General features: G+C 68.1%; 12 protein-coding genes. 9 read left to right on the top strand and 3 right to left on the bottom strand.

Annotated features, from left to right (window positions below; translation table 11 throughout):
- Window positions 1-6: 6 nt before the first annotated feature.
- Both AC1DDH_RS02930 and AC1DDH_RS02925 read left to right on the top strand, forming a co-directional pair.
- Window positions 7-2,568 carry a hypothetical protein gene (locus tag AC1DDH_RS02930; RefSeq protein ID WP_476954813.1) on the top strand — a complete coding sequence of 854 codons (2,562 nt, stop codon included), beginning with the start codon at window positions 7-9 and terminating at the stop codon, window positions 2,566-2,568.
- A gap of 385 nt (window positions 2,569-2,953) precedes the next feature.
- Complete coding sequence (locus AC1DDH_RS02925) at window positions 2,954-3,580, top strand: dihydrofolate reductase family protein (RefSeq protein ID WP_476954812.1); 627 nt, start codon at window positions 2,954-2,956, stop codon at window positions 3,578-3,580.
- A gap of 162 nt (window positions 3,581-3,742) precedes the next feature.
- Here AC1DDH_RS02925 and AC1DDH_RS02920 read toward each other — a convergent pair whose 3' ends face one another.
- Both AC1DDH_RS02920 and AC1DDH_RS02915 read right to left on the bottom strand, forming a co-directional pair.
- Window positions 3,743-4,306, bottom strand: coding sequence for a GNAT family N-acetyltransferase (locus AC1DDH_RS02920; RefSeq protein WP_223913678.1), 564 nt, complete (start codon window positions 4,304-4,306; stop codon window positions 3,743-3,745).
- 60 nt (window positions 4,307-4,366) lie between these two features.
- A complete protein-coding gene (locus AC1DDH_RS02915; protein WP_476954811.1) occupies window positions 4,367-5,536 on the bottom strand; it encodes an acetate kinase in 1,170 nt (389 codons plus the stop codon).
- A gap of 205 nt (window positions 5,537-5,741) precedes the next feature.
- Here AC1DDH_RS02915 and AC1DDH_RS02910 point away from each other — a divergent pair, with 205 nt between their 5' ends.
- Window positions 5,742-6,020, top strand: a complete 279-nt coding sequence (locus AC1DDH_RS02910; RefSeq protein ID WP_476954810.1) for a hypothetical protein — start codon at window positions 5,742-5,744, stop codon at window positions 6,018-6,020.
- A 44-nt stretch (window positions 6,021-6,064) separates the two neighbouring features.
- Here the strand turns inward: AC1DDH_RS02910 and pta are convergent, their stop codons facing one another.
- The gene (pta, locus tag AC1DDH_RS02905) at window positions 6,065-8,176 is read right to left on the bottom strand and encodes a phosphate acetyltransferase (RefSeq protein ID WP_476954809.1); all 2,112 of its coding nucleotides are present in this window, start codon (window positions 8,174-8,176) and stop codon (window positions 6,065-6,067) included.
- A gap of 91 nt (window positions 8,177-8,267) precedes the next feature.
- On the opposite strand from pta, the gene AC1DDH_RS02900 reads away from it, so the two are divergent.
- From AC1DDH_RS02900 to AC1DDH_RS02875, 6 genes are all read left to right on the top strand, one after another.
- Window positions 8,268-8,819: a hotdog fold thioesterase gene (locus AC1DDH_RS02900; protein ID WP_476870379.1), complete on the top strand. Its 552-nt coding sequence runs from the start codon at window positions 8,268-8,270 to the stop codon at window positions 8,817-8,819.
- A gap of 16 nt (window positions 8,820-8,835) precedes the next feature.
- Window positions 8,836-10,164, top strand: coding sequence for a phenylacetate--CoA ligase PaaK (gene paaK / locus AC1DDH_RS02895; protein WP_476870378.1), 1,329 nt, complete (start codon window positions 8,836-8,838; stop codon window positions 10,162-10,164).
- 31 nt (window positions 10,165-10,195) lie between these two features.
- A complete protein-coding gene (locus AC1DDH_RS02890) occupies window positions 10,196-10,801 on the top strand; it encodes a TetR/AcrR family transcriptional regulator (protein WP_028276376.1) in 606 nt (201 codons plus the stop codon).
- A gap of 69 nt (window positions 10,802-10,870) precedes the next feature.
- On the top strand, window positions 10,871-11,731 hold the full coding sequence (locus tag AC1DDH_RS02885; RefSeq protein ID WP_476954808.1) for a DUF427 domain-containing protein: 861 nt from the start codon (window positions 10,871-10,873) through the stop codon (window positions 11,729-11,731).
- Window positions 11,732-11,997: 266 nt separating this feature from the next.
- Window positions 11,998-13,374 carry a chloride channel protein gene (locus AC1DDH_RS02880; RefSeq protein ID WP_476954807.1) on the top strand — a complete coding sequence of 459 codons (1,377 nt, stop codon included), beginning with the start codon at window positions 11,998-12,000 and terminating at the stop codon, window positions 13,372-13,374.
- Complete coding sequence (locus tag AC1DDH_RS02875; RefSeq protein ID WP_476954806.1) at window positions 13,367-14,068, top strand: hypothetical protein; 702 nt, start codon at window positions 13,367-13,369, stop codon at window positions 14,066-14,068. Before AC1DDH_RS02880 ends, AC1DDH_RS02875 begins: the two co-directional genes overlap by 8 nt.
- Window positions 14,069-14,074: the final 6 nt, after the last annotated feature.

Below are 14,074 nucleotides of genomic sequence, written 5' to 3'. Positions count from 1 at the left end.
ACCTAGATGAGCACTGTGCACGGAGGGCCGTCCGGGCAGGACGGCCCTCCGGCCCTGCCTGCCACCGGCGGCGCCACATCCGCCGCCACATCGCCCGGCTCCGGCACCGACTCCGGAGCCGGTGCACGCGGCGACGCTGCCGGCCCGGCGGCGTCAGCGACGGTCGGCCTGCACCCGGTTCCGGTGCGGGCCGCCGGCGTCCAGCTGATCGGCGAGGCGAAGGGGTCCGGTTACAAGGAAGCCCCGTCCCTCGTGCGCCGTTCCGACGGCCAGACCATCCAGCTCACCCGGCTGCTGTACCTGGTGCTCGAGGCGATCGACGGCGAGCGGGGCCTGGAAGAAATCGCCGGGCACGCCAGTGACACTTTCGGACGGCTCGTCAGTGCCGAGAACGTCCGCACCCTGATCACTTCCCAGCTGCTCCCCCTCGGCCTCCTGCAGCTGGCGGACGGCTCCGAGCCCGCGGTAAAGAAATCGAACCCGCTGCTGGGGATGCGCTTCCGGTACTCGGTGACCGATCCGGACCGCACCCGGAAGATCACCGCGCCGTTCGCCACGCTGTTCAACCCCTTGATCGTGGTGGCCGTGACCGCGGCCTTCCTGGCCACGTGCTGGTGGGTGCTGATGGTCAAGGGTCTGGCATCGGCAACGCATGAGGCCTTCGCCAACCCCGGCCTGGTGCTTCTGATCCTGGTGGTCACGGTGCTCTCGGCCGGCTTCCACGAGTTCGGCCACGCCGCCGCCGCCCGCCGCGGCGGGGCCACCCCCGGCGCCATGGGGACCGGCCTGTATCTGATGTGGCCGGCCTTCTATACCGACGTCACGGATTCCTACCGGCTGGGGCGCGGCGGCCGGCTGCGCACGGACCTCGGCGGACTGTACTTCAACGCCATCGTGGCGGTCGCGATCATGGGTATCTGGTGGGCCACCGGCTTCGATGCGCTGCTGCTGGTGGTGGTTACCCAGATCCTGCAGATGGTCCGGCAGCTGATGCCGCTGGTCCGCTTCGACGGCTACCATATCCTGGCCGACGCTACCGGTGTCCCGGACCTGTTCCAGCGCATCAAGCCCACGCTGCTGGCCCTGGTGCCGTGGCGGAAGACAGATCCCGAAGCCGGGCTCCTGAAGCCCTGGGCGCGGGCCGTGGTCACCATCTGGGTGCTGGTCACGGTCCCCCTGCTGCTCTTCAGCATGGCCACCATGGTGCTCACCCTGCCGCGCGTCCTGGGCACCGCCTGGGACAACGGCCTGAAACAGCAGGCCATGCTGTCCCACAGCGTCGCCACCGGGGACGTCGCCGACGCCGCCGTGCGGGTGATCGCGATCGCCTGCCTGGCGCTGCCGGTGCTGGGCATCTTCTACATCCTGCTGCGCCTGGTCCGCCAGCTGGCCACCGGCCTGTGGCGCAAGACCCGCGGCAAGGCCCTCCAGCGTGCCACCGCCATCCTTGCGATCGCGGCGGTGGCGGCGGGCCTCGCCTGGGCCTGGTGGCCGGGAGCTGACACCTACCGCCCGGTCCAGCCCTACGAGCGCGGCACCCTGGCCGACGCCACCACCGCCGTCTTCCCGGCCTCCGCCGCGTCCCGGATGGCCGAGGGCCAGGCGGGAACGACCGTTGCCTTGTGGCCGGAGGGCGCCCGGCGGCCCACACGCGAGGACCCGCAGCTGAGCATGGTCCTGGTGCCCCGGCAGTCCGGCACGGCCAGCACGGCCGGCCCCGCGGCGGCGCCGGCTGCCCCTTCCTGGGTCTTCCCCTTCGACAAGCCGGCCGCTCCGGAGGACGACGGCAACCAGTCGCTCGCGGTCAACACCACTGACGGTTCCGTGGTCTACGACGTCGCCTTCGCCCTGGTCTGGGCCGAGGACGGTGACACCGTGGACACCAGGAATGAGGCGTACGCCTTTGCCAGCTGCGCGGACTGCGCCGCCGTGGCGGTGGGCTTCCAGGTGGTCCTGATTGTGGGACAGACCGATGTGATCGTTCCGGAAAATCTCTCAGCGTCGGCGAACTACAACTGCGTCCGGTGCCTGACCTACGCCCTGGCCAGCCAACTTGTCCTGACCCTGGATGGGCCCCTGAGCAGCGACGGCATGACCAGGCTCAACGAGCTGTGGCAGGAGATCGCCGCCTACGGCAAGGACCTGCGGAACCAGCCGCTCTCGGAGATCCAGGGCCGGCTCAGCGCGTACAAGGAACAGATCATGGCGGTCATCAAGGCCGATCCGAGCGCCACCCCGGCCGGGTCCGCCGGCACAGCGCCAACTCCGGGCGCCACGACCGGCGCAACCTCCGGCGCCACGCCCGGCGCAACCTCCGGCGCCACGCCTGGTGCCGGTACCGCTGCCACGCCCGGTACGACGTCGGGAGCCACTGCCGAAACCACCCCCGGCAGCACGCAGGCCCCGGCCCCGGGAACCACGGCGCCGAGTGACGGCACGACGTCGTCCGGTCCCGCCCCGGGCTCCGGTGCCACGGAGCCGGCAGGGCAGCAACTGACGCAACCCGCGGCTCCCGCACCGGGCACGGTCTCACCGGCGCCGGTATCCACCGCGCCGCCGGCACCCTAAGTCGGGAACCCGAATCGGGTTCGGCCTGGGCCCGAATTGGTTCCGAATGGACGCAGATGGCCGGAATGAGGACTTCATTCCGGCCATCTGCGTCAGTTCGGCGTCCCGACAGACCGCCACCCCGTCAGGTCGGCCTTCCCTTAGATTTGCGCGTCCCTTAGATTGGGGCTTCGCTGCGCCTTCGGCCGCCGGGTACCTGCTGCCGGGCCTTCCATTCATCCGCGGGGATGGTGTACACCATTTCCGTGGCCCGTTCGTCCTTGTTGTGCCACTTGCCACCTGCCGTGATTCCAGGCCCAGCCCGGGCCGGTGAACCCGGCACCCAGGCCCCAGCACCCCGGCCCCAGCACCCGGCACCCAGCACCCAGCACGGAGAGGCAACACGATGAGACTAACGCTGACAGAGTTCCTCACATTGGACGGCGTGGCGCAGGGTCCTGGATCGCCCGAGGAGGATACCAGCGACGGCTTCTCACAAGGAGGTTGGTTCGTCCCCTATCTTGACGAGGAATTCATCCAGCAGGCGGCGGACTGGCTGGGTGAGGCGGATGCGTTGCTGTTCGGCCGCCGCACCTACGTCAACTTTGCGAGGGACTGGCCGAGAATCACGGACCCTGATGATCCGTTCTCTGAGAAGATGAACGGTTTGCCGAAGTACGTGGCCTCGCAGAGCCTGGCGCAGGCTGGTTGGGCGCCCACGACCATCCTGTCCGGGGACGTCCCCGCACGGGTCGCTGAGTTGAAGAGGCAGCCCGGCCGGGAGTTGCAGATCCACGGGAGTGCCCGGCTGGCCCAGTCGCTGCTGGCGAAGGGGCTGATCGACGAACTGAGGCTGGTGATCGCCCCTGTGGTGGTGGGTAACGGCAGGCAACTGTTTCCGGCCGGAGGCGCCCCGGCGGGCCTGCGTCTGGTCCGCCATGAGGCGACGCCGGGCGGACTCGCGATTCTTGTCTATGAGTCGGCAGGGCTCCCGACGTACGGGACCTATGAGCCTGGTTCGTCCGGCACCTGAGGCCCGTGGGTGAGCTTGCGGCCGATGGTTGAGTCGGCGGCTAAACTGCACCCTCCTTCGTCACCGCTGCCCTCGTCTCCACGGCATCCCTGCCGGCCGGGCGGGGAAGACAGCCCTCAAGATACTCAGGCGGAGTTGACCGGGTTCAAGCGCCGGGCCAGGTCAGCGGGCCTTCCACTCGTCCGCGAGCATGGCGTACACCACTTCCGTGGCCCATTCGCCCTTGTAATGCCATTTGTCCACCTGCCGTGATTCCAGGCGCATGCCGAGCCGTTCACAAAGCGCCGCCGAGGCTGTGTTCAGGGCATCGAGCTTGGCGTCGATGCGGTGGAATCCGAGGTCTTCAAACCCGAGCTTCAGCAGTGCCCGGGCAGCCTCGCTCGCGATGCCCCGTCCCCGCGCCTCCGGGGCCAGGCTCCAGCCGATCTCGGCCTGCCCGCACCCCTCCAGCCACTTCAGCACCACCTCGCCGAGGAGGCCGGGCGAATCCTGGGCCTCAATGGCCAAGGCCACCCAGTCGCCCTCCTTCTCGAACTCGAAGTTGGCGTACCGTCCCACCGTTTCCATCGACTGGGTGTAGCTCTTGGCCTCGCGGGGCAGGAACCGGGCGGTTTCCGGGAGCGAGTGGTAGGCATGGAAGGCATCGAGGTCGGCGGCTGCAAAACGCCGCAGCACCAGCCGCTCGGTGCGGATGGGCAGCGGAGGCAGTGGCTTGGGTTCATTCATGTCCCCAACGCTACCCATCCGTTGCTCCGGAAGCGCCGTTTTGCGCGGCCAACAGGGCGGCTATGGAGCAACGGATGCCTGCGCGACGGCGGCGGCCGTTGCCTCCGCGATCGCCCGTTCCTCGTCAGTGGGGACCACAAGGACCGGCAGGGCCGACGTCGGGGTGGAAATGACGCGGGGTTCCCTGGACCGTTCCCGGTTCAGCCCGGCGTCGAGTTCGACGCCGAGGGCACCGAGCCGCTGCGCCACCAGGTTCCGGAACTGGTGCGAGTTCTCGCCGATTCCGGCCGTGAAGACAAGAGCCTTCGCGCCGCCCACGGCCACGTGGTAGCCGCCGATGTACTTCGCGAGCCGGTAGGACGCGACCGCCAGGGCCATGGCCGCCTTGGCATTGCCGGCTTCCGCGGCCTCCACCACGGAGCGCATGTCGTTGTTGCCGGCCAGGCCTTTGAGCCCGGACTGCCGGTTCAGCATCGAATCCAGGTCCTCGGGTGACCATCCGTTCCGGCCGAGGAAGACCAGGATGGACGGATCGAGGTCGCCGGAGCGGGTGCCCATGACGAGGCCCTCGAGGGGCGTGAATCCCATGGACGTGTCGATTGACTGGCCGCCGCGGATCGCGGTGACCGAGGCGCCGTTCCCCAGGTGGGCGATCACGGCGTCGAACTCCTCGACCGGAACATCCAGCAGCGCCGCCGCCCGGTGCGCAACGTATTCGTGCGAGGTGCCGTGGAAGCCGTAGCGGCGGATCCCGTGGTTCGTGTAGAGCTCGTCCGGCACCGCATAGCGCCAGGCGTGCTCGGGCAGGGTGCGGTGGAAGGCGGTGTCGAACACGGCCACCTGCGGCAGTTCGGGCCACTTCTTCGAGATCGCGCGGATGCCGAGGACGTTGGCGGGGTTGTGCAGCGGGGCGAGCGGGTTCAGCCGCTCAATGGCCCGGGTGATCTCGTTGTTGACCAGCACCGGCTCGGCGAAGCGCTCCCCGCCGTGCACCACGCGGTGGCCGACGGCATCCAGCACGCGGTCCCCCAAGGCGTCGTGGATGGCGGCGTCCACCTGCTCCAGCGCCTCGGCGTGGTCGCGCGGGCCCTCGATCTGGCCGTCGCCCTCACCGCCGGCACCCATGCCGATCTTCTCGACCAGGCCTTCGGTGAGCACGCTGCCGGCCTCGACGTCGCGCACCTGATACTTGAGCGAAGACGAGCCGGAGTTGATGACGAGCACGAGCATGGGGCCTCCTAAGCCTTGGCTTCGACGCTACCCGAGGGTGCGCCGGGACTGGCATCACGCCGGAGCCTGGCCGAGCGCTCCGTGGGATCCACTATAAATTGCCGGACCAAATTGCCGGAACGCCAGTGGCGCCCATCCGTTGCGAAAGCCGGGCCGGGCGCCTAGAGTCGGCGGACCAACTGGACAACTCACGAAGGGGATTTCCATGACTGACGACGCGACCCAGCCGGAGGGCACCGAACCAGCGGGCACCGAACCAGCGGGCACCAAACCCGCCAGCGGTTCCGGTAAACCGGATCCCACCGGCGTCGTCGGCGCGAACCCGGCCCTGGACGACACAGGAAACCCCAAGGCCGCCGAGGTCGGCGAAGCGCCCGAGGCCCCCGAGAATCTGGAGGACCTGGATCTCACGCCGGCGGGCCTGGCCGATGAGCCCGCCAAGGAGGAAGACCCCGAAAGTCCGGCGAAGCCGGAAAACAGCTGACGGAAAACAGCTGACCTGGAAAACAGCCGAGCCGGAACAGCTGACTATGCGCGGGCAGCCGCAGGTTCCGGCTCGGTAGCGGGCTCCACGGACTGCGCCTGCACGGCGGTGATGGCCACCGTGTTCACGATGTCCTCGACGGTGCACCCGCGGGAGAGGTCGTTAACCGGCTTCCGGAGCCCCTGCAGGACCGGCCCGACGGCGACCGCACCCGAGGACTGCTGCACCGCCTTGTAGGTGTTGTTGCCGGTGTTCAGGTCCGGGAAGATGAACACGGTCGCCTGCCCTGCCACGGACGAGCCCGGCATCTTGGACGCGGCGATCGCGGCGTCGACGGCGGCGTCGTACTGGATGGGGCCTTCAACGGCCAGATCCGGGCGGCGGTCCTTCACGACTTCGGTGGCCTGCCGGACTTTGTCCACTGCTTCCCCGGTCCCGGATCCGCCGGTGGAGTAGGACAGCATGGCCACCCGCGGCTCCACGCCGAACTGGGCTGCGGTCTCGGCCGAGGCCAGCGCGATATCCGCCAGCTGCTCCGCGTTCGGGTCAGGGTTGACCGCGCAGTCGCCGTAGACCAGCACCCGGTCCGGCATCAGCATCAGGAACACCGAGGAGACGATCTTGACGCCGTCCCGCGTCTTGACGAACTCCAGCGCGGGCCGGATGGTGTGGGCCGTGGTGTGCGCGGCGCCGGACACCATGCCGTCCACCACGCCGAGCTGCACCATCATGGTGCCGAAGTAGCTGCAGTCGAGCATGACTTCCAGCGCCCGGGCCAGGTCCACGCCCTTGTGCGCCCGCAGCTCCGCGTACTTCTGGGCAAACTGCTGGCGCAGCTCCGACGTCGCGGGGTCCACGATGCTCATGCCGGAGAGGTCGATGCCCTGGGTGGACGCCAGCTCCCGGACCGCCGACTCATTGCCCAGGATCGTGAGGTCGCAGACGTCCCGCCGGTGCAGAATTTCGGCGGCCCGCAGGATCCGCACGTCGTTCCCCTCGGGCAGGACAATGTGCCGGCGCTGCAGCCGGGCCCGCTCAATGAGGTCGTGCAGGAACCGCAGCGGCGTCATCCGCTCCAGCCGCGGCAGGTGCAGCCGCTCCACCAGCTCGGCCTCGTCCACGCGCTTAGCCCACAGCCCCACGGCCGAGGCCACCTTGCGGCGGTGCCCCGACCAGATCTCGCTGCGGACCTCGGACACCCGTTTGGCGGTGGTGTAGGTATCGTCCGGGGCCGCGAACACGGGGAATGGCGCCTGCGCCAGCAGCGAGTAGATGTTGGGGTCCGGGGCCAGGCCGCCGGTGAGGATGAGCGCCGACGGCACCGGAAACTCCGGCGAGAACGACGACGCGAGGCACGCGACCATCACGTCCGCACGGTCACCCGGGACGATCACGAGGGCGCCGTCGTCGAGCACGTGCAGGAAGTTGGCCACATTCATCGCCGCCACCTTGATGGAATGGACGTCGCGTTCCATGTCCTGCCGGCCGGCCACCTGGCGGATCCCAAGGGCCGAGGCCACCTCCCCGGTGGTGGGCCGTGCGATGTCCTCCAGTTCGGGGAAGACGTAGACGGGGCGGCCGGACGCGCCGGGCTTCACGGCGGCGACGATCCCGTCCACGTCCTCCGGGTCGGCGCGGTTCACCATGATGGCCAGGAGGCTGCAGTGTTCCGCCGCCAGCTCCTTGCGGGCAACCTCGACGGCGTCGGCAGCCTCCGCGACGGTCCGCCCCTTCGCGCCCACCACGGCGACGATCGAGGCGGCCAGGTTGTTCGCGAGGCGAGCGTTGAGGTCGAATTCGACGGCGGCATCCTGGCCGGTGAGGTCCGTCCCCTCCACAATCACCACGTCGCAGTGGCGGGACATTTCGGCGAAGATCTCCACGCAGCGGGCGTCGATCTCGGCCCTGTTGCCCTCGGCCAGCAGCCCGCGGACCTCGGCAAACGTCAGGCCGCCGCGGCAGCGCTGGTCATCAAGATCGAACCGGGCCTTCATCAGCGCCACCATCGGGTCCGCCGCGGCGTCGTTGCCGTGAACCACAGGCTTGAAGAATCCGATCCGGTCCGCGTGCCGGTGGAGGGTGTCCGCCAACCCCAGCGCTATGAGGGACTTGCCGGAGCCCGGGGTGGTCGCGCTGACGTAAATTCCTTTGGCCATGTGTCCCAGCATACTTACACCCCTTGACAGCGGGCACCCACATGGGATTACCTAATGAACATTCGGTAAATAAAGCTGGAGGCAACGACGCATGGCTGAACTGACGGTTTCCGGGGCCACCCACCCCATCCTGAAAGACGACTACGCCTCGGAATGGATGGGCATCGAAGTTCTGGCGCTGGACGACGGGCATGCCACGATCCGCATGACGCTCCGGCAGGAAATGCTCAACGGCTTCGGCATGGCCCACGGCGGAATGATCTTCGCCTTCGGCGACACCGCCTTCGCCCTCGCCTGCAACCCGGCCAGCCCGAAACCCGGCGAAGCCGGGATCGACAGCGGCAACATCACGGTTGCTGCCGGCGTCGACATCAACTTCCTGAAGCCCGCCTTCCGCGGACAGGTGCTGACCGCCGTCGCGAACCGCCGCGCCAGCACCGGACGCAGCGGGCTGTACGACATCCAGATCTACGCCGCCGACCCTGGCGCGGGTGCGCCCGGAACACCGCAGCCGGCACCGGCCGGCGCGGCCCCCGCAGCAACCCTTCCAGGCCAGCTCCCCACCGATACCGCTACCGACGCCCCTACGTGGGAACTCATCGCCGAGTTCCGCGGCCGCAGCCGCACCATCTCCAAGAAATAGAAACAGGGAACCACTGATGACCCAAGAAACTGCCGCCGCCACTACCGACGCTGTCCTGGACCGCGAGGAGACCATCTCCCGCGACGAGCTCGAGGCGCTCCAGCTCAGCCGCCTGCAGCACACGGTGGCCTACGCCTATGACCGCGTCCCCCTGTACAAGCGCAAGTTCGACGAGGCCGGCGTCCACCCGACGGACCTGCGTGAACTCTCCGACCTCGGCAAGTTCCCCTTCACCACCAAGGAGGACCTCCGCCTCGAGTACCCCTTCGGCATGTTCGCCGTGCCGCAGAACGAGGTAGCGCGGATCCATGCCAGCTCCGGCACCACGGGCCGCGCCACCGTGGTGGGCTACACGAAGAAGGACCTCGCCGACTGGGCCAAGCTTGTGGCCCGCTCGCTGCGCGCCTCCGGCGTCCGGCCCGGCATGAAGGTGCACAACGCTTACGGCTATGGCCTGTTCACCGGCGGCATGGGCGCCCACGCCGGCGCCGAGGCCCTCGGCTGCACCGTCATCCCGATCTCCGGCGGCCAGACCGAGCGCCAGATCACCCTCATCCAGGACTTCAAGCCCGACGCCATCCTGGCCACCCCCACCTACCTGCTGACCATCGCCGACGCCATGATCAAGCAGGGCATCGACCCGGCCTCCACGTCGCTGAAGTACGCCGTCCTGGGCGCCGAGCCGTGGACCGAGGAAATGCGGCACGAGCTCGAGACCACCATGAACCTCAAGGCCTGCGACATCTACGGCCTCTCCGAGGTCATGGGCCCGGGCGTCGCCGGCGAAGCCGTGGAAACGCAGGACGGCAGCCACATCTGGGAGGACCACTTCCGGCCCGAAATCATCGACGCCTTCGACCCCACCGTAGTGCTGGGCGACGGCGAACCGGGCGAGCTGGTGTTCACCTCGCTCACCAAGGAGGCGCTGCCGATCATCCGGTACCGCACCAAGGACCTCACGCGGCTCCTGCCCGGCACCGCACGGCCGGCACACCGCCGCATGGGCCGCATCACCGGCCGCAGCGACGACATGATCATCCTGCGCGGGGTGAACCTGTTCCCGTCCCAGATCGAGGAGATCGCCCTGCGCATCCCCGAGCTCAGCCCGCACTTCCAGCTGGAGCTGACCCGGCCCGAGGGACTGCGCATGGACCAGCTGACCGTCAAGATCGAGCGCCGCGACACCGTCACCGTCGAGGGCGCCACGGCCGCCGCCAAGGTCCTGCAGCAGCAGATCAAGATCCACGTCGGCTCCTCCTGCACCGTCGACGTCGTCGACCCCGGCTCGCTGGAGCGGTCCAACGGCAAACTACGCCGGATCTACGACATGCGCCCCAAGGGCTGAGCGAGCACCAGATCGTGAGAAACTAGCCACTATGCCCAGCACAGCAACCACCACCAAGCGCGGCCGCCCCGGCTATGACCAGCAGTCGGTGCTGGTCATCGCCGTCGACGTCTTCAACCGCCACGGCTACGATGCCACCTCGATGGGTATCCTTGCTGAGAACCTGGGCATCTCCAAGTCCGCGATCTACCACCACGTCCCGTCCAAGGGCGACCTGCTGAAGCTCGCCCTGGACCACGCCCTGGGCGGGCTCGAGGCGATCCTGGACCAGCCCGGGGCAACCTCCGGTTCGGCCGATGCCCGGCTGGAGTTCGTGGTCCGCCAGACCATCTCGGTGCTGGTGGAGCGGCTGCCCTTCGTGACGCTGCTGCTGCGCCTGCGCGGGAACACGGAGATCGAGCGGGATGCGTTGGAACGGCGCCGCACCTTCGACCACAAGGTCGCCGCATTGATTTCCGAGGCCCGGGATGAGGGCTCGCTCCGCCAGGACATTGACCCCCGCACCGTCACCCGGCTGCTGTTCGGCACCATCAACTCGATCGTCGAGTGGTACAAGCCGGGCGGCTCGCTGTCCCCGGAGAAGCTGGCCGACGACGTCATCACCATGGCGTTCCACGGCCTTCACGTCCCCCGCTGACCGCCTGCCGGCCGGCGGGTGGCCGGGTCAGTCGTTGACGGCGGGATAACGGACGCCCACCCTGTAGTCATGGCCACGAAGATATCTGACGTCCTCTTCAGCACGTTCCCCGATTTGCGTTACCAGCCCACCGCGAAAAGGGTCCGTGCCATGGTGGGCGGGCGTGCCGTCGTCGACACTCTGGGTGCGCTCTTGGTGTGGGAGCCCAAACGCATCACCCCCGTCTACGCCGTTTCCGAAGGCGACCTCCGTGCCCAATTGGCGCCGCCGGGGCAGCAGGCGGGCGACGTCCCGGAACACGGCTTCCGAGTGAGCCGGGAGGGGCCGCGGGCGCTGGATCCGCGCACGGCGTTCGGCAGGCACACGGCGGCCGGTGAGGAGCTCGACGTCGTCACTCCCCATGCGAGGCTGCCCCGCGCTGCCTTCCGGCCGGCGGACCCCGACCTCGCCGGCTACGTGGTGCTGGATTTCAACGCTTTCGACTGGCTCGAGGACGACGAGGAGATCATCGGCCACCCACGTGATCCGTTCCACCGTGTGGACATCCGGGCGTCCTCGCTCACCGTTGAGGTAGGGCTCGACGGCGTAACGCTCGCCACGACGAACGGCGCGCAACTGCTCTACGAAACCATGCTGCCGGTGCGCTACTACATTCCGCCGTCGGATGTCCGGCTGGATCTGATGCAAGAGAGCCCCAAACGGACCATCTGCCCGTACAAGGGCCAGGCGAGCTACTGGAGCTACCCTGGCTCCGAGCAGGGCAGGAACGTCGCGTGGAGCTATGACCGGCGGTTCCGCGACGCCGCCCAAATCCACGGACTTGTCAGTTTCTTCAATGAGCGAGCGGACATCACGGTGGACGGCGTCCGGCAGGAGCGCCCGGTCACGCCATGGTCACGCCCGGACGGAGCGGGGGCACCCGGGGTGTGACCGCAACGCTTTGGTTCTCTTTCACCCGCATTGGGTGACGACTGCCCCCTTGGAAGGGTTTAGCTTGGAGAACATCTGAAAGACCACCTCTATCGCTTGTGAGACCTCGCTAAAGGCTCCCGCCGTCTGGCGGAAGGAGGAGGGATGATGTTCTGCTCGTTGATCATCGGTGACCCGCGGTGTTGCCGGCCGGGCACGCCGCCCCGACCTGGAAGAAAGACATTCGGGGTCACCCGGATCGTCACAGTCGCGCCGGGTTGCCGGGAATGAGCGAGCCTGCCGCATCGCCGCCCAGTTTCGATCCGGCCGTCGTCATTCGTTCCAGGGCGTACATCTCTGCGCTCGTGCTGGCTGCGGTCTTGGGCGTTCCCATCTCGGTCATTGCGTACGGCTTTCTCGCTTTGGTCGCGGTTGTCCAGCAGTACGTCTTCGTCGGCCTGCCTGAACAAGTCCTCGGGGGTCCCGCTCCTGCCTGGTGGCCGGTTCCGTGGTTGGTGCTGTGTGGGCTGTTGACGGCGTCGACCATCCGGTATCTGCCGGGAACCGGGGGCCACTCACCGGCTTTCGGCTTCAAGACGGGCGGCGGTCCGCCCAGCGGCCGGGAGCTCGTGGGCATTATTCTCGCGGCACTGACCACGCTCAGCCTGGGTGCGGTGCTCGGGCCGGAGGGTCCGCTGATCGCGATCGGTGGCGGCCTCGGGGCGTTGGCGGTGCACCTGGCGAAGAAGGACGCTCCGCCGATGGCCCTGACGATCATGGCGTCGGCTGGCAGCTTCGCAGCGATCAGTACCCTGCTCGGATCCCCCGTGCTCGGTGCATTCCTGATCATGGAGGCCGCCGGGATCGGGGGAATGACGCTGAGCCTGATGGCCCTGCCCGGACTGCTCGCGTCCGGCGTCGGGGCGCTGGTGTTCGTCGGCCTGGACGGCTGGACCGGGCTGGGCAGCTTCTCGCTGGCGCTGCCCGTCGTACCGCCTGCTGTGCCGCCGACCCTGGCGACGCTGGGCTGGGCGGTGATCATGGGCGTCGTCGGCGCGCTGTTGGGATGGTTGATCCGCTGGGTCGGGCTCTCGCTTCGTCCGCTCGTGCACCTGAACCGGATGTTGGTGACCTCCGGGCTCGGCCTGCTGATCGGTCTTGCCGCAATGGCCTACCAGTTGATCTATGGGAACAGCTTCACGCAGGTCTTGTTTTCGGGGCAGGACGCCCTTCCGGATCTGGTCGAACACGCCACGGACTACTCGCTTGCGGCGCTCCTCCTGCTGATCGTTTGTAAGGCCTTGGCCTACGGGCTCTCCCTGAGCGCTTTTCGTGGTGGGCCCGTGTTCCCTTCGATGTTCATCGGTGCGGCGCTCGGTATTGCCGCGAGCGGGTTGCCCGGAATGAATCTCGCGGCAGGACTCGGCATGGGCATGGGAGCCATGTGCGCAGCCATGCTGCGGCTGCCGTTGACGTCGACCCTGCTGGCCACGCTGCTCCTGGGAGTGGACGGTGTGGCGGTAACACCGCAGGTGGTGGTGGCTGTGGCGGTGGCCTTCGTGATCTCCAACGTGCTCCCGGTCCCGGGCCCGAAAGGGCCCGTGGCGTCTGACGCTGGCGGCAAGGTCCACCATCGGGCTGCCTCGAGGGCCGACAATGACTGAGATCCCGAGCGCGGGCCGTTTGACCGTACGGGACCGGTGGACCGCCTGGTTGTTCATCATTGGCTCGAGTCTGTTCGCCCTGGGAGCGGTGCCGCTATACGCCGAGGCCGTGGGATTGCGCTTGTGTGCAGCCACGTTCTTCGTCGGTTCGCTGTTCTTCACCTGTGCGGCGTTCCTGCAGTACCGCGAAGCCGTTGACGCGCTCCCGGCCGTGGGTGCCACGCGGCGCCATTCGTTTTGGGTATGGGCGCCACGGAATCTCGGCTGGCTTGCTGGCGCGGTTCAACTTGCCGGCACGCTGTGGTTCAACTGGAGTACGGCAAACGCAATGCGGGTCAATCTCAGTGCGGCGCTGACCGAGCAGCAAGTGTGGCGACCCGACGCTTTGGGGTCAGTCGCCTTCCTCGTTTCAAGCGGGGTGGCGTTGCGGGATGCCGGCCGCGGCGCCATTGCCGGCCGGCCCAGGACTCGAACGTGGAAGATCGGCGTGATCAACGTGGCCGGCTCCGTTGCGTTCGGCATCTCGGCTGTCGCGGCGTTTGTCATACCGTCGAGCGGCGATGTCTGGAACGCCGAGCTGTCCAATCTCGGCACATTTGTGGGAGGCCTGTGCTTTCTCACCGGCGCGATTCTGATGCTGAGTCCAGAATCCACCGACGCCTCGACTCCTGCAAGCCGTGGAGCTCATCCGTAACCCCCT

The sequence above is a fragment of the Arthrobacter sp. 10T425 genome (assembly GCF_056393985.1).
This window is presented reverse-complemented; position numbering and strand designations above follow the sequence as displayed.

What these genes read in the sequence shown, in the direction of transcription:
- AC1DDH_RS02910 (WP_476954810.1), top strand. Translation starts at nt 5,742, where the DNA reads ATGACTGACGACGCGACCCAGCCGGAGGGCACCGAACCAGCGGGCACC.
- paaK (WP_476870378.1), top strand. Translation starts at nt 8,836, where the DNA reads ATGACCCAAGAAACTGCCGCCGCCACTACCGACGCTGTCCTGGACCGC.
- AC1DDH_RS02900 (WP_476870379.1), top strand. Translation starts at nt 8,268, where the DNA reads ATGGCTGAACTGACGGTTTCCGGGGCCACCCACCCCATCCTGAAAGAC.
- AC1DDH_RS02920 (WP_223913678.1), bottom strand. Translation starts at nt 4,306, where the DNA reads ATGAATGAACCCAAGCCACTGCCTCCGCTGCCCATCCGCACCGAGCGG.
- AC1DDH_RS02885 (WP_476954808.1), top strand. Translation starts at nt 10,871, where the DNA reads ATGGCCACGAAGATATCTGACGTCCTCTTCAGCACGTTCCCCGATTTG.
- pta (WP_476954809.1), bottom strand. Translation starts at nt 8,176, where the DNA reads ATGGCCAAAGGAATTTACGTCAGCGCGACCACCCCGGGCTCCGGCAAG.
- AC1DDH_RS02930 (WP_476954813.1), top strand. Translation starts at nt 7, where the DNA reads ATGAGCACTGTGCACGGAGGGCCGTCCGGGCAGGACGGCCCTCCGGCC.
- AC1DDH_RS02880 (WP_476954807.1), top strand. Translation starts at nt 11,998, where the DNA reads ATGAGCGAGCCTGCCGCATCGCCGCCCAGTTTCGATCCGGCCGTCGTC.
- AC1DDH_RS02875 (WP_476954806.1), top strand. Translation starts at nt 13,367, where the DNA reads ATGACTGAGATCCCGAGCGCGGGCCGTTTGACCGTACGGGACCGGTGG.
- AC1DDH_RS02925 (WP_476954812.1), top strand. Translation starts at nt 2,954, where the DNA reads ATGAGACTAACGCTGACAGAGTTCCTCACATTGGACGGCGTGGCGCAG.
- AC1DDH_RS02915 (WP_476954811.1), bottom strand. Translation starts at nt 5,536, where the DNA reads ATGCTCGTGCTCGTCATCAACTCCGGCTCGTCTTCGCTCAAGTATCAG.
- AC1DDH_RS02890 (WP_028276376.1), top strand. Translation starts at nt 10,196, where the DNA reads ATGCCCAGCACAGCAACCACCACCAAGCGCGGCCGCCCCGGCTATGAC.